We start from the raw sequence: 18,636 nt of genomic DNA on the forward strand, positions 1-18,636 counted from the left end.
TTAAGATTTTGACATTCTTTCTATAAATTCAGGACTATTTAGGATATTAACAATCGATTTAATATTTACTGGAGCAGCACCAGAATCGAAAGCATCTTCGTTTACAAAAGTTGACAATTGAATATGGCTAGCACTTCTGTAATAATTGTTTTGTAAGAGGAATTTTTTTAATTCTTTGTATGAATTCGAAAACGTTTTTACTTTCTCAAACAACAAATGATCTCTTTCTGTGGTCAGATAAGTTCTGCAGCTCTGCTCCAAAATATTTTCTTCATTCTCATCACTTATAAAAAAACGACCATTTTCGTAAGTGATTTGATGAAGTTTTAAAAAGTCATAACGTTGACCGATCATTTTCGAAATATTGAAAGGCTTGAATGATTTCAGTTCTTGAACCGAAATTTTAAAACTTTCTCTAATATTTAAGGTGTCTGACATCATACTTGAACGAATGATTGTAGATGTAATATTTGCCTTATCAAACTGATTAATCATGCTTGAATTAAATTTCTGTAATGATTTATTTGCACCAAAATCTATTATCTCTTTATATATATCCTGGGTAAAATCACCTAGTTCCAGATTCTCATAAGATTCTTTTACTTTATTTAGTAACGGCACATACTCTGAAAAATCTCTACAAATTGTCTTAAGTAGATCTCTATCTTCTTTTATTAAAATTCTTTCTTTTTTCATTTTTTACAATTTTAGATTGTCTAACATTTCGTTAACTGCTTCTTGGATCTCTTCCTGAGTTAATTCTTTTTCTTCTGTTGATTCTGCCATGATTTTTTTATTTAATTATCGATTGTGTTGAATTGGTTTTTCAAACATTGCTTTTACTGCGTTTACTGCGTTTTTACGGTGGTCTTTATCAATGACTGATTGTGCACTAAAGACAAATCTTTGTTTTTTTGATGCTTGATCGGAATTATCTAAATTTTCAACCCATTTATGTTGAAAACCACTCCAGCTATTCTTTACAGCTGTTTGCAGCATTTCATTAATATCACAATTCTTATTTTCTATTTCTGTAATAAATGATTTGAATGCTGTTTCGGTATTTGTTGCTTTTTTTGTTTTTCTAACTTCCAACCAATCATCAACTAATTTTTCATCGAATCCGTATTGAATTAAATTTGATCTAAAATCAAACTTTTCTTTTTTCGCGGAACTTTTTTCTTTTTCTAAATTTCCTTTGATATTATTTGAATTTTCTGAGAAGAAGTTTTCTAAAGTCGAATTAAAATTTTCTAAATTAAAATTGATTGTAGATATATTATTGTTTAGTAGTTTTATAGTTTTATAGTTTAATTGTTTTGATAGTTTAGATAAGGTCTCACTACTTGTATCTATAGATGTATCATTACTTGTATCATAAGATGTACTGAACTTGTTTATAACTATATCACTACTTGTATCAAATCTGAACATGTTGATAACACTACCTTTTAAAGGGTTTTTACTTGGTTTGTACTTAATAAATTCTAATTTATCGAGTTCCTTTAAGCATTTAAGGTATGTATTGACAGAGCCAATTTTTGAAAGCTTCATTACATCATTTCGATTTATACTAAGTTCTTCTTCAAAACCACAATTATTCCATAATTGAAACAATGCATTGTATAAAGCTATATGACTTGAGTTTAAGTCCGTATCATACAATTTATGATTGACATTGTTTAAATGAGATATGTAATTTATGTTTTGTTTCATGATCTGATACTTTTACTTACCGGTTAATAAATGAATCAAACCAGTTGTAAAACTGCTCGAATGTTCTAACAATGATGTATATACCTCCAGCATTTTCTATTTGTTTTTGATACTCTTTTTGTGCTTCACTTTGATAACGATCTCTCGAAGATTCACATTTAATTTCAATCTTTACACTACGGCCTTTAATAGTTGCGCTTATGTCAGAAGTTCCTTTTTGAGTAGTACTTTTTATCCAGCTTACACGTCCAATAGTTCTAATGTTACCTAGAACATCAGTTGAGGTTTTACGATTGTCTTTTACGGCTCCAGTTGAATTAACTCTTTCTGCATGAAAGCCTTTTATTTTGATATATGAAATTACAGCTTTTGTTAATCCGTTCGAATTAGCATCGGTGTGTTTTGGCCTAATTGGATATCGACAATTTGGATATCTAGCTTTTAGTAATTCAAATTCTAAATTCTCAAGCTCTTTTATTGCTTCAGATTTAATATTTCTTTTTGCTTTTGATTCTGTGTTTTTCATATATTTGCTCTTTGTTACTTGGGTAAGCCATTCGAGTACGATATTTTTTAAACCATGCCATGAACAAGCATGGTTTTTTTATGCGCTAATTTGTATTAAAGATTTTTCGATGTCGGATAACTTGAAGTAGATCCTTCCAGAAAGCTGCAAGGGTTTTAGAGTTCCGTTCTTTTGCCAATTGTTAATTGTTACGATTGAAACGCTAAATTTTTCGGCAACTTGTTTTATTGTAAGATACTTCTCTTCACTTAACTGAGGTTGTAAGTGAGTTTTTAATTCGTCTATTTGACTTTTTACGCCTTTCAGTATTTCTTCTTGAAGTTCCTCTGGTGATATCTGAATAAAAGTAACTTTTGACATAACTAATTGTTTTAATTAACTATGTCAAAAGTATAAAGGATATGAAAGTTTAATTTAAATTTACAGTACTGTTCAAGGTACGATTTAGTACTATTTAAGGTCCGGTTTTTCGTAAGGTATTATGTCGAGAATTTCTACAGCTTGATGGTAGATTTTTTCCAAACCATCTTTTGTTTTGTCACCTATATTAGCAAATGCTTTCTTTTTTATTGTGCTAATATCTATTTTATATTCATATTCAAAAAAAGCATTAAAATGTTTTTCAGCTTCATGTATCCGTTTTTCTTTTTGCATTATTCTGTAAAAAAAAGAAAGCTTTGTTTGCCCGCCCTTAGTAGTAATATCTTTAATCACATTTTTGTATAAATAATCAAATAATTCAAACCCTTCTGGATTAAAACAAGTTACCCTATACTTTTCCAATGCTTGCTCGTGTATTGATTTCTTTGAATTTACATTTTGTACCACTTTAGAATTCTCTAAATTTATAGATTGTACTTTAGCTTCTAAAAATTCAAGAATTCTATTGCATTTTGACAAATGTGATTTAATGAATTTAAGAGATAAATCTCTATCTTTTGATTCTTTGGTTTCTATTAGGGAAAATTCCTCCGCAAATGTCTCGCATTCATCAGAATTCCCAAAATTTAATCTATTATCTAAATAACGTAATATTTCTTTCCAGTCACCATTAACGTTTTCAATTTGTTTCTCGAAATTTACAAATTCTAAAAATTCTAAGTTCCAAATTTTCTTTTCACATTCAATGAAATATTTTTCAGTATTATTATCATCATTTAATAAGTAGGCCGCTAAACTCTCATGATAATCATCTTGATATTCACTAAATGTTATTTTAAATAGATTTTTCATTTAAGTAATTTTAGGAGTATATATTTTTATAGGAATTATAATGAAACAAAATTACTTTCTAAAATTTGATATTAGCGCCTTTGCCTTTTTGATAAAAGTTTCAACATCATTATCTTCATTAAGAAGATCGCTATAAGCTTCTGAAATTTCTTCTTTTTTATCGGATTCCAATTTAGTGAAATCTTTAATTGGTAATCCCAGCAGATGCATTTCAACTTCATAAGTAATATAAATTCTATCGTAGTCAATAATTTTGTAAGTAAGATCTATAAAATCTTTTAATTCTTTTTGGCCTCTAAAGTAAACCAGCTGCTCCGAATCGTTAAATGATCTATTTTGCAATATAGAATCCATTGCTTTAAAAATGATGTCTGTATTCGCTTGAAATGGACTTTTTATATCTCGGCAAATCTTATTGATTAAATTTAACTGAGTAATAGTGTTCAGCAGCCGGATATTTTCAATTAAAATTTCTTTTTCGTCTCGGTAGTCAAAATGTTCTACATTGATTGTAATTGTTTCGTGATTAATTTCTTTGATTAACATAAGATTTTTGTTTTTGAGTTATTAAAATGAGCCATTTGTATTAAACGATATTTTGTATTCTGGATGTTATATTAACTTCTGGAAAGTGAACAGCTTTCCGTTATATATAACATCAAATTTTACTGATTCTTTGAACTGATTTCCGAACCATCTATAACCATGCGATTCCTGGACCAGCTCGCTAAATTTATTGTGAAACTCTTTAAGGTTTGTTTCGAATACAAATACTGAGTTGTCGCAGCAGCATGTATATAAATTTTTGATTACTTCATTCATGGTTTCTTATTTTTTAAGTGATCTGGTTTGGCAGCTCTTTTTCCAGTGCTAAATAGTTTGTCGTATTTTTTCACTTTGTCGGCTTTGGATTCTTTAGGTTTACGAATGGGAGTTGTATCGATAGAACTCCCATTCAAACCTTTGCTATTAAGAATTTCTTCAATAGCTTTCAATGATCCCCGCAGAACATTTATTTCTTCTTGTGTGAATGATATATTTTTATCCATTTTGAATAAGTTCTTTGTTTAATTCTTTTACAAATTTAAATACAATATTTTGAATAAACTAATAAAAAATACAATATTTGTTTATATATTGTATTTATTGATGAATTTACACGTTATTTATTACTGAAAAATTGATGTCCTTTTTATAAAAAACTTATTAAACTACTTTCGTTAATTAATTTTAAAAAAGTAAAATATGGAAACTTGGGAAGTAAAACGTTCGATTGAAGCGCAGTTGAATCGACCAGGAAATTATCTCTTACATAATTCTTTGAGAATATGTAAAAACGCACTATTTCTTGAAGGTTTAACCAAAGCACAAAAAGAGGAAATTAATCGTATACAGAATCTACTTAATAAAGCCGTAGATCCTTGGCAATTTAGTGGATATCCAAATATGAAAGCTGCAAATATAATTTTAGAATATTTGAATTCTTTGAATTGCGTTTTATAAAATAAGAAATCCCGCAAAAGTTTACATATTGCGGGATTTCTTTAACATTTAATTTATTAAATCTATTCCTTTTTTTCTACAATTAATTTTTCAAATGGAATTATCACTAACTCATCTACAGTACTAGTCTTTTTTGTGATTATAGAAACATAATGATTATATTTCTTGATAAAAATGTATTTGTCATTCAAATATAAAATCTCATAAGTTTCATATTCATTTCGACTAACTACTTTTTTTTCTAAAATAACTTTTGTGTTTAAAAGATCTTTCGATAAAACAAATGAGTTATGAAATTGTGGAATTAATCTAAAAAAGATTAACAAAATCAAAATGGGAACGATAAAAAATAGTTTATCTAATGTTTTTTTTGCGTTTGCTCCAAAATATTCTAATATCCAAACAAAAGTCAATATTGTACCAAAAATTAAAATGATAGATACCGGTATGTAAATAATTATAAGTGAATTATCTAAAGGAATATCATCTCCAAAAAATATATAGAGCAATAATAGCAAACAGAATGTAAAAACTAAAAAATTTATTGCTTGAAATGCTTTTAAGCTGGAAGATGCGACATTTATGCTATCCTGATTATTATTTATTTCCGTATTACTTAATTTCTCATCTTTAACTTTTAATTTGATGAGGTAAAAAAAAGCATTGATAATACAAAAAGATAAAATTAAAATCAAGGAGATCAATAATCCATCAGGTACAATTTGACTAATAGAGAAAAATCTTATCAGAGATGGTGAGATATAAATTAACTCGCAAAGTTGCCAAAACCCTCCTAAACCAGCAGGAATTAATATTATCAGTCCAATATATTCCTTTAAAAAATCTATCTCCTTTTTTTTGTTATTGAACAGTGTTTTTAAATTTGCTTTAATCATACGGATATATTTTTTTTATTAAAATAATAATTTCTGCAATCTCAAATTATTTGATTTGCATCTAGCAAATAATTTTAATAGCGGTTAGTATATTTTAAAGTGATTTGAAAAACAAATAAAAAAACCTTGATAGTCAAAGGTTTTTAACAAAGTTATTAACAAAAGTGATTTCATAATGAAATAAACTTATGACGCCCAATAAGGAATATATGACGCATACTTTTTAGAAATATTATCGGGTCTTGAAGGCTTTATTAAGCCAGCCTCAATTGAATCCGAAATAATTTTAGACGCATAAGAAGTGTTGTTAACTCCAATTTTAAATCGTTCCCTAACAGATTTGTTGTTCACTTGTAAATTATTTACATATCTTAGACAAGTATGTTGATAGCAAGCTCTAATTCTATCCTCACTATTCATGTTTTTTAATAATACAGGTGCATACATAGTGATCTTTGTATAATCATCCCCTTTATCAAATTTTGGTGCTGGCAATTGATGTAACTCAATTGCTTCAATAGCTCTATCAACACCGCTTCCCCTTCTTTCACAAATTTTAGACCTCATCATTAGATCGGCCATCTGTTCATTTCGCGACTTTGGAGGTGAATCAATAAATCGGTTGGTATCAACTAACGGAACTCCTGGATTAGTTATTTCAATTCTATCTGGAAATATTTCAATCATAACCGTACGACCAGAAATATTTAAATCCTGATGTATTAATGCGTTAGCTACAAATTCACGGATGGCCTTTTCTGGATATACTTTTGCTTTTTTGCGGAGTGCATTTTCGATAACTTCATTAGATGGTAACTCATTCATTATGTAGTTAATCAATCCTTGAAATCCAGTCGCATAACCACGCCTACCTGAAATTTCTTTAACTGCAGTTATTCTACTAGAATCCTTATAAACAATAACTCTAATAGCTTTTCTTTTTAGGGCTCTAAAATCTAACAAATCCTTTGCGAAAAGCATTGCTCCTAAATTTGTAATATCCCATTTATCACCATTTTTTATAACAATTTCATCTTGAGATAATTTCTCTAAAATAGCTAATTTTGTATCAGGCAATCTTGTATCAGTTAAATCAAAATAACTATCGTAGCTTAAAATTTTTAATGCATCATCAGAACTAATTTTTTCAATAACAATCTGCTCTTCAAAGTCCAAACCAGATGCTGACATAAGCATAGTTTGAATTTCTCGCTTAGTCATTTTAACAGTTTGTCCAGCGCTTCTTCTGAAACAAGCAAAAGGATCATTCTTTGTATGAACAGGCCGTTCTGTACTTTGTGGAATTTTTATAAATAAGACAGGATATCCTTTAAAACTTACAATTGAATGTTCTAAACTTATGGGAGGATAAATATTATTTCTTGCAATGTTTCCAATTTTACTAATTACCAGCTCAATACTATCTGCATTTAAAGGTGATGATACTCCATTATTATTAATGCCATAAGCTAGATATCCACCACCATCATAATTTGAAAATGCAGACAAGTGCTCGGCAATTCTTTCAGAATTTGCAGATAGCTTTTCCTTCCAATCGATTTCGTTTAATTCACTAGGTATTGGATCTAAACTTTTCGCTAATAGTAAAACTGCTTCATCAATCCAGTTCATTATTTTTCAAATTTACACAAACTTACAGAAAATATTTGAACCTAAAAAATTTAGAGTTTTCCAAATTTCTGATTATTCAATGTAGTAAATTAATCAATTTCTGAATTCGCTTTTAGAATCAAATAATTTCTATATTTTTAATTAAATTTCTTGCGTGATAGTTATCATAGAACTTTCTTAAGTTGAGGCGCTTTGTTTTGGTTTATCTGCTCATAAAATTTCATGAATAGATCCGCGTTTGCATCCTTATCTTCATGCTTATTAATGTACTTCAAAAATTCACTTTCTTTTGAATGGCCAGTAATCGTAATTAAAATTGGAGTAGGTATAATTTTGTAGTAATTCGTAGCAAAGGATCTTCTAAAACTATGCGTTGTAACAAGCTCATATTTTGGATAAAAATTGAGTTTTTTACGTTTAGTTATTTCATCATACTTTTTACCTTCAATACTTTCATTAATCTCTGCGAGTTCACAAACCTTTTTAATGTAATCATTCATTTTTTGAGTACTAATTTTGTGAGGAAATCCGTTCTCAATAATTTCAATGATATTTGGGTTTATTACGCCAATCGTTACGCTTTTCTTAGTCTTTTGCTGGATAACGTCAATATACATATTTCCAGATTTATAACGAATATTATCTTTAGTGATACTAAGTAAGTCGCCACCTCTTTGGCCAATCTCGCACCCAATTAAAAGCCATTTTCTAGCATTAATATGCGAATCGTTTACAATCTTATCTGAAGTTCTTATTTTATCCAAATCATCAAAAGAAAGCGTGACAATAAATCGATCTTCATCTGCTTCAGAAAATCCTTGAATTTGCTTCACAAAATTATTTGTAGGGATTTCGCATTTTATTGCATCTAAACAAACTGTTTTTAGATTGTCAATTTGTTTACCGGAATAATTAACTGAATACTTTTTTTCATTCATCAACCAGGTTTCAAACTTTGAAACGAAAGATTCATTGATCGACATAAAAGTGATTTGTTTTTTTAGTTTTACCTCATATTCTTTTGCGATATTTAAAAACGCCTCATAACCTTTTTTTCTACTTTCGGACAGTCCAATTTTAAAACCTCCTTTAACTTTTATTTTTCTGTTGGCGGCATTATCAATAATATACTGAACATGGTTTACTAAAAAGCTGTTATCAGTTACTTCCAATCTGTTAAAACATTCATCTATTTTAAGCTTCATCCAGTGTGAATCTATTACAATTCCAGATCCGACATCTTGATTATGTTTTTCAAAAATATAACTTCTTAACTTCAATAAATTTGCTGAAATCAATTTGTTTTCTGCTTTGGTTTGTTTAGGTAGTTTTTTCTCTTCGCTCCATTCACTTGGAAGGATTGAAAAGCCAGTTTTAAGTTCTAATTGGGTTTCTTTTCCATTAACAAAAATTACTTTTATTGATGTCGGTTTGTTTGAATTATTTCTAATTCGGAAGTTAATTGTAGCCATTTGTGTATAAGTTTGAACAACACAAAGTTAGCTAAAATTATAACTTGCCAGACATTTGCCAGACAATTACTTTATAGTATTTTATAATTTTTTATAATTTCAGACAAATAATTTCTATTGAAAGCCTTTCTAATAATAAACTTTCAATTATATTTGTCGATAACTTCAAGGTTTGAAAAATTTGTATATAAAGCGGTTTCAACTCCCGTCCCGAGTACAAAGAAGCTTCAAACAATTGTTTGGAGCTTTTTTTATTTATAAACATAACTAATTTATTTCATCTTCCTATGGGGACATTTGTAATTACTAAAAGACAAAGTGGCTATTACAAATACGAATTCACTTCTAGAAAAGGAAAGACAATTTTTATAAGCAATGATTTTGAATTGCGATTTGAATGTGAAGACGATGTGGATTATCTAAAAAAATCTATAGAGAAAGTCTTCTTTATGAAATTTAAATCCAAAAACGGTAAACTCTACTTTAAACTTATTTTAAACGAAAGAGAAGTTGCTGTAAGCAGAAAATACACCACACCATTGTTAATGCAGAAAGGTATTGACGAAATCATGCGATCGATTTCTAAAGCGGAAATTCTTGATTTCTCAAACCAAGACCTTATATTTCCACCGGCCGAAGAATTATTTGGCTAACTGTGAAAGTTTAGCGCATAAAAAAAGTCTCGCAAAGCAAGACTTTCTTATAAACTAGAAATTTAATTTCTAATTATTTTTTTGCAGCTTCTGTAGCAGTTTCAGCAGCTTCAGTAGCAGTTTTTGCAGCTTCAGTAGCAGTAGTAGCAGCAGAATCAGCAACTACAGCAGCAGAATCAGCAACAACAGCAGCAGAATCAGCAACAACAGCAGTTGAATCAGCAGCAGCCTCTTCAGCTGGAGCAGCGTCAGCTTGTTTACAAGATACTACAGTTAATGCAGCAACGATAGCTAAACTTAAAAATACTTTTTTCATCTTACTTAATATAAAAGGTTAATTATTAATTCGGAGCAAAGATATAAATTTTTTTAATCGGAAAAATTTTTATTTAACTTTTTTTTTCAATTTGTTTTCTTTGAATTCCGAATACTTATTTACAAATTTCGTGCCAAACTTAAATTTACAACAAAATTATTTTTTATTGCCTTTTGATATGATTTTCAGCTCATTAATGATATTTTTTGCACCTGCAAATTTATCAATGATGAATAAAACGTATCTTGCATCTACCATAATATTTCTACAAATGTCTGGAGAATAGTAAATATCACTCATTGTTCCTTCCCAAACTCTATCAAAATTCAAACCTATTAAATTTCCTTTTGCATCCACTGCTGGACTTCCAGAATTTCCTCCTGTTGTGTGGTTTGTAGCGATAAAACATACTGGCATCTTACCATTTATACCGTAAACTCCGTAATCTTTAGCATTATATAAATCAATCAATTTCTTTGGAACATCAAATTCATAATCTCCAGGAATGTACTTTTCCATAATTCCATCAAGATACGTTACGGGTTCATAATAAACAGCATCATTAGGCTTATACCCTTTTACCTTTCCGTAAGTTACTCTAAAAGTACTGTTGGCATCTGGAAAAATTCGATCTTGCTTGGTGCTCAATTCCAAAATTGCCTTCATGTAAGTTCTTTGGGTTGCCACATTTTTAAGATTGATTTCGTCGTACTTTGGAGCTACATTCTTCAAATAAGAATCGGCCATAACCTTAATTAATTGGTAACCTCTGTCATTATTCAGTTTCTCCAAAACAGTTTTGCTATCTCCAGCCAATAATTCTTTCACTTTTTCATAACTCACAATTTTAGAATTGGTATAAATATCTGATGCTAAACTTGCAGCATTTATAGTTTCTAATGAAGATGGCAAAAACTGTTTTGGATATTTTTTCGAATAAATATCAATTAATTGTTCGAAGACTTTTTGATCGACAGTGGCATTGAAATCTTTATAAAAATCTCCTAAGCCATTGCTTAAAGTGTTTTTTCTATCGGTAAAAGATTGTTCTCCTTTTGAGGCCAAAATCCCTTCCAATTGATACAATTTATAAGCAGTTGACAATAATTCCGTATTTCTTAATACTATTTCGGTAAAATAATCTCTTGCAATCGCGTAGTCCTTGATATCAGCATAATTTTTCTCAAAATCTGATAATAAATTTCCGTATTCAGCTTGTTTTCCTGCTTTTGTAACTTTATTTTTAAAATCGGATTCAAATTTTTGCTTCGCTGCAACCGCATTCGATTTTTTCAAACCTTTAGTTTCGCCTATCCATTTTTTCCAATAATTGGCAATGCTAGCATATTTTGACGCGTATTGAATTTTGATTGCCTGATCTTTTCGCATAAATCCATCTTGCACTTTCAATGCTGCATCACGAACTTCGATTTTGGCTGGATTTAAATCGTTTACAATTTGCGAAACAGCGAAGGATGGCAAATACTCGGTTGTTCTTCCTGGAAAACCTAAAACCATTGTAAAGTCGTTTTCCTTAATTCCGTCAATAGAAATTGGTAGCGATTTTTTAGGAACATAAGGAACATTGTCTTTAGAATACGCAGCTGGTCGGTTGTTTTTATCCGCATAAATTCGGAATAACGAAAAATCTCCTGTATGACGTGGCCAAACCCAGTTGTCGGTATCCGATCCAAATTTTCCAATAGAACTTGGTGGCGCACCCACAAAACGAACATCTTTAAAACTCTCTATAACAAATAAAAGGTACTGATTACCATCATAAAAAGTTCTAATTCTGTTTTCTTGCCAAGATTCTTTAGGCAACGTTTTGGTTAATTCACTAATGTTTTGTTGAATTTTCTTTTGTTTTTCTGCTTCCGAAGTTATAGCAGCAACACCTTCTAGAACTTGAGTAGTTACATCTTCAATTCTTATAATAAAAGTTACTTCTAAATCTTTATTTGGAATTTCATCTTCCATTTTATAAGCCCAAAAACCATCACGTAGGTAATCGTGGTCTACGGTAGAATGGTTTTGAATCACATCAAAACCGCAATGGTGATTGGTTAAAATGAGCCCTTTATCAGAAATGACTTCCGATGTACAACCGCCGTTAAATTGTGGAACGGCATCTTTTAAACTCGAAGAATTGGCATCATAAATATCTTTAGCCGAAATTTTCATTCCAAGCGATTTCATTTCGGCTTCATTCATTCCTTTCAACAACGATGGAATCCACATACCGCCTTGTTGCGCTTGGGCTTGAACTACAAATAATACTAGTAATAATTTAATGAATCTCATAATTAGATTATTGGATTTTTAGAAAGTTAGAATTTGAATTTTAGAAGTTTGCGATGGTGAACTTCGAAATCGTTTGCAAGATACAATTTTTGTGCATTTTCATTATGGTTTTCGACTTCCAGATACAGCAATTTAACATTTAATTTTTCAGATTGTTCTTTTATAAATTGAATTGCTTGTTTGCCAAATCCTTTTCCACGAGCTATTTCTTTAATGTATAATTCGTCAAGAAACGCAATTTTTCCACCATATTCAAAACTGAAAATAAAGGTTAGAATTACGTAACCGACAATTTCAGAATCATCATAAATCAACCAAGCTTTCCCTAGACTTTCATCTAAAATAAATTCGTGAAATAGTTTTTTAGCAACATCAATATCAATAGGATAATTGTCAATGGCATAGAACTCGTGCATCAATGAAGTGATGGTTTCTATTTGAGAAAATTCTAAAGTATTAAATTGAACCATATAAGAAATGTAAGTTCATTTAAGAATTAATGTGATTCAAAATAATTTCCGTTGCACCTTTATTCATTTGAACAAAAGTCGAACAAATATGACCTTTTTCATGTCGGACATCTTCATTGAATAGCAAATTATCAAATGCTTCGTTCAATTCCTTTTGATTGGAAATAGAAACACAACCTTCTTGGTGAACCAGTGCAATTGCTTCTGCAAAATGCGAATAATTTGGTCCAATAATTATTGGAACACCGAATGTTGCTGGTTCCAAAATATTGTGAACGCCTGGATTTCCAAATCCGCCACCAACGTAAGCAATGTCTGCGTAGGAATATATTTTGGTTAGGATTCCAATCGTATCAATTATGAAAACTTGAAATTTTTCTAATTTGTCATTCTGAACTTGTTTCAGAATCTCGTCTTTTTCGGAAAATAAAATTGCTGATTTTTTAATTTGTGATTTTAGATTTGCAATCTGTTCCGATTTGATATTATGTGGAGCAATTATAAATTTTATGTTTTCGGGCGAATTATTGATGTAATTAATTAAAATCTCCTCATCTTTTGGCCACGAACTTCCAATTACAATTGTTGTCATTCCGATATTTGAGGAATCGCCTTTGAATTGTTCGATAAAATCTAACGAATTATCTCGTTCTAAAATTGAAACTACACGATCAAAACGTGTATCACCAGAAATCTTTACATTATTGAAACCTATACTTTGCACTAGTTTTTTGGAACTTTCATTCTGAACAAAAAAGTAATCGAATGTTTTTAAGGCGTTTCTGTAAAAACCGCCGTACCATTTGAAAAAGGCTTGTTTTTCTCTGAAAATCCCTGAGATTAAATAGGTTTTGATGTTTTGTTTCTTCAATTCATTCAAATAATTAGGCCAATATTCGTATTTTATGAAGAATACCAATTCTGGATTTATTGCTCGTATGAATTTTTGTGCGTTTGATTTTGTGTCTAATGGAAGATACACTGTAGCATCGGCAACGGGATTGTTTTTTCTCACTTCGTAACCTGATGGAGAAAAGAAAGTAACCACTATTTTATGGTTTGGGTAGTGAACTTTTATTTTTTCTATAACCGGCAAACCTTGCTCGTATTCGCCCAAAGATGCGGCATGAAACCAGATTGTTTTGTCGTCTGAATTGAGTTTACTTTTTATAATTGAAAAAACTTCTTTTCTTCCGTCGACAAAAAGTTTCATTTTCGGACTGAAAAGCGCTACTAACTTTACGATTTGCGAAGCGAGGATTATAATTAAATTGTATAGAAAAAGCATCTTAAGTTTTTTGTTTTAACCACATAGAAACATAGATTATTGTGCTGAAAATTAAGTCGTTTCACTATTTCAAAAATTTCATAGATGCTATGTGAAAAAACACTTTTCTATGTTATCCTTGTTAATATATTAACGGACTATGTTTCTATGTGGTTAAAAATAAATAATGTTGCTAAATTAAGGTTTTTGCCACAGATTTTACAGATTTAACGGATTTTAGCAACTTAATTTCTTTTGAAAAACTGATTTTGCAAAAGACAAATGCTAATTAGCCCTGATTGAAGGAAACGCCGTGCGTGACGAAAGCAGGAAAATGGAAACCAAAAAAAGCCCGAACCATTCGCTCCAAATAATAAGAAATGTTATACTTTTGTATTTCAAATTTTTTAAGATGAAGAAATTACAAATGGTTGACTTGAAAGGTCAATACGAAAAAATAAAAGACGAAGTTAACGCGTCGATTCAAGAAGTTTTAGAAACAAATACTTACATAAACGGACCTTTGGTTCATCAATTTCAGAAAGATTTAGAAGATTATTTAGACGTAAAACACGTGATTCCATGTGCCAACGGAACCGATGCGTTGCAAATTGCAATGATGGGATTGGATTTGAAGCCTGGTGATGAAGTAATTACTGCCGATTTTACATTTGCTGCAACTGTTGAAGTGATTGCATTGTTGCAATTGACTCCGGTTTTGGTGGATGTTGACATGAATAATATGAATATTTCTCTTGACGGAATTCGTAAGGCGATTACATCAAAAACAAAAGCGATTGTTCCAGTACATTTGTTTGGTCGTGCCGCCAATATGGACGCGATTATGGAAATTGCAAACGAGCATAATCTATATGTAATTGAAGATAATGCCCAAGCAATTGGTGCCGATTACAAATCGAATGATGGTTCAAAAAAGAAAGTTGGAACCATTGGACATGTTGGTGCGACGTCGTTTTTTCCATCTAAAAATTTAGGTTGTTATGGTGATGGTGGAGCGATTTTTACCAACGATGACGCTTTGGCTCATAAATTACGTGGCATTGTAAATCACGGAATGTACGAACGTTACCATCATGATGTAGTTGGAGTAAATTCAAGACTAGACAGTATTCAAGCTGGTGTTTTGAAAGCGAAATTACCACATTTAGATACTTACAATAAAGCGCGTCAAGATGCGGCTAGAAAATATTCGATTGCGTTGAGTGTAAATCCAAACATTTGGGCACCATTTATTTGTGATACTTGCGATTGTCATGTTTTTCATCAATATGTTATCAGAATTACAAATGGAAAACGCGACGGATTGTTAGCGCATTTGCAGGAAAAAGGAATTCCGTGTGCGATATATTACCCAATTCCGTTGCACAGCCAAAAAGCATATGCGGATTCGAGATATAAAGAAGAAGATTTTCCGGTTACAAATCAACTTTGTAAAGAAGTGATTGCGTTACCAATGCACACCGAATTGGATGATGAGCAAATTAAATTTATAACGGATACGGTTTTAGAATATTTAGGAGAGAATAGATAGTAGACAAAGAGATAAAAGACAAGTTAGTTTACGATAGAAAAGTCTATTATCTATTCGTCTTTTATCTATAATCCAAAAGAAAATGAAAATAGTAGTAACAGGAGGTTTAGGTTTTATCGGTTCGCACACCGTTGTTGAATTACAAAACGAAGGTTTTGAAGTTGTAGCCATTGATAATTTATCTAATTCATCGGAAAGTGTTTTGGATGGAATTTTCAACATTACAGGCAAAAAGCCAATTTTTGAAAAGATGGATTTGCGTGATAAAGCATCGGTTCAAAATTTCTTCAAAAAACACCATGATGTGGCTGGTGTAATTCACTTTGCGGCCTCAAAAGCGGTTGGTGAAAGCGTTGAAAATCCGTTGTTGTACTATGAAAACAACATCAATGCACTGGTTTATGTTTTACAAGAATTGAAAGAATTGCCAAGTGCCAATTTCATTTTTAGCTCTTCGTGCACCGTTTACGGTCAAGCCGAAACAATGCCAATTACTGAAAATGCTAGTGTTCAAAAAGCAATGTCACCTTACGGAAACACGAAGCAAATTGGTGAAGAAATTATAACCGATGTTGCAAAGGTGACTACTATTAATTCGATTTTATTACGCTACTTCAATCCAATTGGATCACATCCAAGTGCTGAAATTGGAGAATTACCGCTTGGTGTTCCACAAAATTTAGTGCCGTTTATAACACAAACTGCTATTGGAATGCGTGAAAAGCTTTCGGTTTACGGTGATGATTATCCAACACCTGACGGAACTGCTGTTCGTGACTACATTCACGTGGTTGATTTAGCGAAAGCCCATGTGATTGCAATGCAGCGTTTATTGAACAAACAAAATCTGGATAAAGTTGAAACCTTTAATTTGGGAACAGGAACAGGAAGTTCGGTTCTTGAAGTTATTAAAGCTTTTGAAAAAGTTTCAAATCAAAAACTAAATTATCAAATTGTAGGCAGAAGAGAAGGCGATATTACAGCTGCTTACGCGAATACAGATAAAGCTAATACTGTTTTGGGTTGGAAAGCACAATCTAGCTTAGAAGACAGTTTAGCAAGTGCTTGGAAATGGGAACAAAAGATTAGAAAGAAGTAGGCAAATTTAGATAACAGAATTAAAAAAAATATTTTGAAATTGGAAAGAGCTCAATTCATTCAAGATGAAAATATTTTTTTTCTACTCGGTATTGGTATTCTATGTATCGGTTTTCTGTTTTTTTATTATCGATATGAAAAAAGTGAAAGTGAGAAATTAAATAATGATAGCCTTTCAAAACATACTCTTGATAAAATAAATCGTAAAAGATTTTATTTATTACCTGTAGTTATTTTAATAATTATAGTATTTCAAATTTTAAAAAAAACCTCACATTATTAAATTTGTGAGGTTTTCCTTTTTCAATTTACTTCTTTGCAGCTTCTTTCATTTTCTCAGCTGCTTCATCCATTTTTTCAGCGCCTTTTTCTAAAGCTTCTCCAGTTTTTGCCTGAGCCGAATCAATTGCATTAGATGCTTTTTCAGCAACTGTATCCAATTTTTGCTCTACTTCTGCTCCTACTGCTTCAGTCGCATCTTCTACTTTCTCTTTAGTTTTGTCTTGACAAGAAATCATCGTTACAGCCATAAATGCTGCTGCTAAAATTGTTTTTTTCATTTTTTTGGTATAGTATAAATTAATAAAAGGTTAACTAAATTTTCATATGCAAATTAGATGCCAAAATAATCTTAAAAACTATCAATTTTAAAAATTATTTACAACACCAATTCTTCATATAATTTATCAAATGTTGCATCCAAATTAACACTGAATCCAGAATGAGGTCGAGACGTTTGAATACTCGAACTTTTAACCGCTGTTAACCATCTAAATCGCTCAGCAATTTCAAAAGTGGCAATTGGTCCACCTTCTTTTGCTCCTGAACATATTTTAGAAAACGAATCTAAATTGATTTTCAATTGTTGCACATCAAATTCGGCATCAAATAATAAAATCTTTTCTGTTGGAATGTGGAATTGAATGCGTAAATATTTTTGCCGTTTACAGAACAGCATCAAACCAATATTTATAAATTCTTCGCGCTCTACTTTAGGTACAACACGAATTACAGCGTAATCATATAAGTGTTGTTCGTGCATCTTGAGCTTGTTTTAAAAATACAGCGGCATTGGCCAATCTAATCGATAAAAATTGAAAATAAACATCTTTAATTTCTTCTGGAGTAATTGCGCCATCTTCCCATTGTAACCAATCTTCTGGAATTTGATTTACAATTTCTCGTAAAATAGTATCGTTTAATTTTGAAGTGAATTCGGTATTAACTTCTTCTAATTTACTTGCTTTTGGCAACAAGACATGATCTTTTATTAAGGCAAAAGGCGAAACAGCATTGGCTTTCCAATTGTCCCAAGAATGGTGAAAATAAAAAGCGGCACCGTGATCGATTAACCACAGTTCTTTTCTCCAAATTAATAAATTGGTATTTCTAAAAGTTCGGTCTACGTTGGTAATAAAAGCGTCGAGCCAAACGATTTTAGAAGCCAAAACGGCATCACAATCATTGGTTGCAGCGTCATAAGTTATCGCACCAGAAAGGAAATGCAAACCCAAATTCAAACCTTGACTAAATTGTAATAAATCCTGAATTTCCTCATCAGCCTCGGTTCTTCCGAAAGCTTCGTCGAGATTGGCAAAAACCAATTCTGGAACTGGCAAGCCAAGAAATTTGGCAATTTGACCACCCAAAAATTCGGCAATCAAAGCTTTTACTCCGTGACCTGCACCACGAAATTTTAAAACATACTTAAAATCGTCGTCGGCTTCGGCCAAAGCAGGAAGTGATCCGCCTTCGCGAAGTGGCGTGATGTATCGTGTTACATTAACGGTTCGTAATTCTAAATTCATAAAATGAAAATTGTTGTAACAAAGATAGTTTAGATTTTTAGAATATTGGATTTTTAGATTGTTGGATTCTTAGATTGTTGGACTGTTGGATTTTTGGATTGTTGGACTGTTGGATTGTTGGATTGTTGGATTATTAGATTGTTGGAATGTTGGACTTTTAAATTTTTGAAATAAAAAAACTCCAATGGAA

22 protein-coding genes are annotated in these 18,636 nt (G+C 31.0%); 5 read left to right on the forward strand and 17 right to left on the reverse strand.

Features of this window, described 5'->3' with window-relative positions:
* From ACZ098_RS13155 to ACZ098_RS13185, 7 genes are all read right to left on the reverse strand, one after another.
* On the reverse strand, window positions 1-696 hold the full coding sequence (locus ACZ098_RS13155; RefSeq protein ID WP_487312214.1) for a hypothetical protein: 696 nt from the start codon (window positions 694-696) through the stop codon (window positions 1-3).
* A 105-nt stretch (window positions 697-801) separates the two neighbouring features.
* Entirely contained in the window at window positions 802-1,716 is a 915-nt protein-coding gene (locus ACZ098_RS13160; protein ID WP_487312215.1) for a hypothetical protein, read from the reverse strand.
* Window positions 1,717-1,732: 16 nt separating this feature from the next.
* Entirely contained in the window at window positions 1,733-2,242 is a 510-nt protein-coding gene (locus ACZ098_RS13165) for a hypothetical protein (protein WP_487312216.1), read from the reverse strand.
* A gap of 78 nt (window positions 2,243-2,320) precedes the next feature.
* Entirely contained in the window at window positions 2,321-2,602 is a 282-nt protein-coding gene (locus tag ACZ098_RS13170) for a helix-turn-helix domain-containing protein (protein ID WP_487312217.1), read from the reverse strand.
* 90 nt (window positions 2,603-2,692) lie between these two features.
* Window positions 2,693-3,475, reverse strand: a complete 783-nt coding sequence (locus ACZ098_RS13175; RefSeq protein ID WP_487312218.1) for a hypothetical protein — start codon at window positions 3,473-3,475, stop codon at window positions 2,693-2,695.
* 51 nt (window positions 3,476-3,526) lie between these two features.
* A complete protein-coding gene (locus tag ACZ098_RS13180; RefSeq protein WP_487312219.1) occupies window positions 3,527-4,021 on the reverse strand; it encodes a hypothetical protein in 495 nt (164 codons plus the stop codon).
* Between the two features lie 272 nt (window positions 4,022-4,293).
* Entirely contained in the window at window positions 4,294-4,524 is a 231-nt protein-coding gene (locus ACZ098_RS13185; RefSeq protein ID WP_487312220.1) for a hypothetical protein, read from the reverse strand.
* Between the two features lie 196 nt (window positions 4,525-4,720).
* Here ACZ098_RS13185 and ACZ098_RS13190 point away from each other — a divergent pair, with 196 nt between their 5' ends.
* On the forward strand, window positions 4,721-4,978 hold the full coding sequence (locus tag ACZ098_RS13190; RefSeq protein ID WP_487312221.1) for a hypothetical protein: 258 nt from the start codon (window positions 4,721-4,723) through the stop codon (window positions 4,976-4,978).
* 62 nt (window positions 4,979-5,040) lie between these two features.
* On the opposite strand, the gene ACZ098_RS13195 is transcribed toward ACZ098_RS13190, so the two are convergent.
* The 3 genes from ACZ098_RS13195 to ACZ098_RS13205 all read right to left on the reverse strand — a co-directional run bounded on the left by ACZ098_RS13195 (window position 5,041) and on the right by ACZ098_RS13205 (window position 8,978).
* The gene (locus ACZ098_RS13195; protein ID WP_487312222.1) at window positions 5,041-5,874 is read right to left on the reverse strand and encodes a hypothetical protein; all 834 of its coding nucleotides are present in this window, start codon (window positions 5,872-5,874) and stop codon (window positions 5,041-5,043) included.
* Between the two features lie 186 nt (window positions 5,875-6,060).
* A complete protein-coding gene (locus ACZ098_RS13200) occupies window positions 6,061-7,506 on the reverse strand; it encodes an ATP-binding protein (RefSeq protein WP_487312223.1) in 1,446 nt (481 codons plus the stop codon).
* Between the two features lie 164 nt (window positions 7,507-7,670).
* Window positions 7,671-8,978 carry a tyrosine-type recombinase/integrase gene (locus tag ACZ098_RS13205; protein WP_487312224.1) on the reverse strand — a complete coding sequence of 436 codons (1,308 nt, stop codon included), beginning with the start codon at window positions 8,976-8,978 and terminating at the stop codon, window positions 7,671-7,673.
* 287 nt (window positions 8,979-9,265) lie between these two features.
* Between ACZ098_RS13205 and ACZ098_RS13210 the strand changes: the two genes are divergently transcribed.
* A complete protein-coding gene (locus ACZ098_RS13210) occupies window positions 9,266-9,631 on the forward strand; it encodes a YegP family protein (protein WP_487312225.1) in 366 nt (121 codons plus the stop codon).
* A 73-nt stretch (window positions 9,632-9,704) separates the two neighbouring features.
* On the opposite strand, the gene ACZ098_RS13215 is transcribed toward ACZ098_RS13210, so the two are convergent.
* The 4 genes from ACZ098_RS13215 to ACZ098_RS13230 form a co-directional block, all read right to left on the reverse strand.
* Complete coding sequence (locus ACZ098_RS13215; protein ID WP_487312226.1) at window positions 9,705-9,947, reverse strand: hypothetical protein; 243 nt, start codon at window positions 9,945-9,947, stop codon at window positions 9,705-9,707.
* Between the two features lie 156 nt (window positions 9,948-10,103).
* Window positions 10,104-12,251 (reverse strand): S46 family peptidase, encoded by a 2,148-nt coding sequence (locus tag ACZ098_RS13220; protein WP_487312227.1) that lies wholly within the window; start codon window positions 12,249-12,251, stop codon window positions 10,104-10,106.
* 26 nt (window positions 12,252-12,277) lie between these two features.
* On the reverse strand, window positions 12,278-12,721 hold the full coding sequence (locus ACZ098_RS13225; RefSeq protein ID WP_487312228.1) for a GNAT family N-acetyltransferase: 444 nt from the start codon (window positions 12,719-12,721) through the stop codon (window positions 12,278-12,280).
* 19 nt (window positions 12,722-12,740) lie between these two features.
* Entirely contained in the window at window positions 12,741-14,009 is a 1,269-nt protein-coding gene (locus ACZ098_RS13230; protein ID WP_487312229.1) for a 3-deoxy-D-manno-octulosonic acid transferase, read from the reverse strand.
* Window positions 14,010-14,400: 391 nt separating this feature from the next.
* Between ACZ098_RS13230 and ACZ098_RS13235 the strand changes: the two genes are divergently transcribed.
* The 3 genes from ACZ098_RS13235 (at window position 14,401) to ACZ098_RS13245 (ending at window position 16,921) form a co-directional block, all read left to right on the forward strand.
* Window positions 14,401-15,540 (forward strand): DegT/DnrJ/EryC1/StrS family aminotransferase, encoded by a 1,140-nt coding sequence (locus ACZ098_RS13235; RefSeq protein ID WP_487312230.1) that lies wholly within the window; start codon window positions 14,401-14,403, stop codon window positions 15,538-15,540.
* Between the two features lie 82 nt (window positions 15,541-15,622).
* A complete protein-coding gene (gene galE, locus ACZ098_RS13240) occupies window positions 15,623-16,639 on the forward strand; it encodes a UDP-glucose 4-epimerase GalE (RefSeq protein WP_487312231.1) in 1,017 nt (338 codons plus the stop codon).
* A 39-nt stretch (window positions 16,640-16,678) separates the two neighbouring features.
* Entirely contained in the window at window positions 16,679-16,921 is a 243-nt protein-coding gene (locus ACZ098_RS13245; RefSeq protein WP_487312232.1) for a hypothetical protein, read from the forward strand.
* Between the two features lie 25 nt (window positions 16,922-16,946).
* On the opposite strand, the gene ACZ098_RS13250 is transcribed toward ACZ098_RS13245, so the two are convergent.
* The 3 genes from ACZ098_RS13250 to ACZ098_RS13260 form a co-directional block, all read right to left on the reverse strand.
* Window positions 16,947-17,198: a hypothetical protein gene (locus ACZ098_RS13250; RefSeq protein ID WP_487312233.1), complete on the reverse strand. Its 252-nt coding sequence runs from the start codon at window positions 17,196-17,198 to the stop codon at window positions 16,947-16,949.
* Window positions 17,199-17,296: 98 nt separating this feature from the next.
* The gene (locus ACZ098_RS13255; RefSeq protein WP_487312234.1) at window positions 17,297-17,680 is read right to left on the reverse strand and encodes a DUF3037 domain-containing protein; all 384 of its coding nucleotides are present in this window, start codon (window positions 17,678-17,680) and stop codon (window positions 17,297-17,299) included.
* Window positions 17,658-18,446, reverse strand: a complete 789-nt coding sequence (locus ACZ098_RS13260; RefSeq protein ID WP_487312235.1) for a HipA family kinase — start codon at window positions 18,444-18,446, stop codon at window positions 17,658-17,660. The genes ACZ098_RS13255 and ACZ098_RS13260 overlap by 23 nt, the downstream gene beginning before the upstream one ends.
* Window positions 18,447-18,636 lie beyond the last annotated feature (190 nt).

The organism is Flavobacterium sp. SP2 (assembly GCF_057626655.1).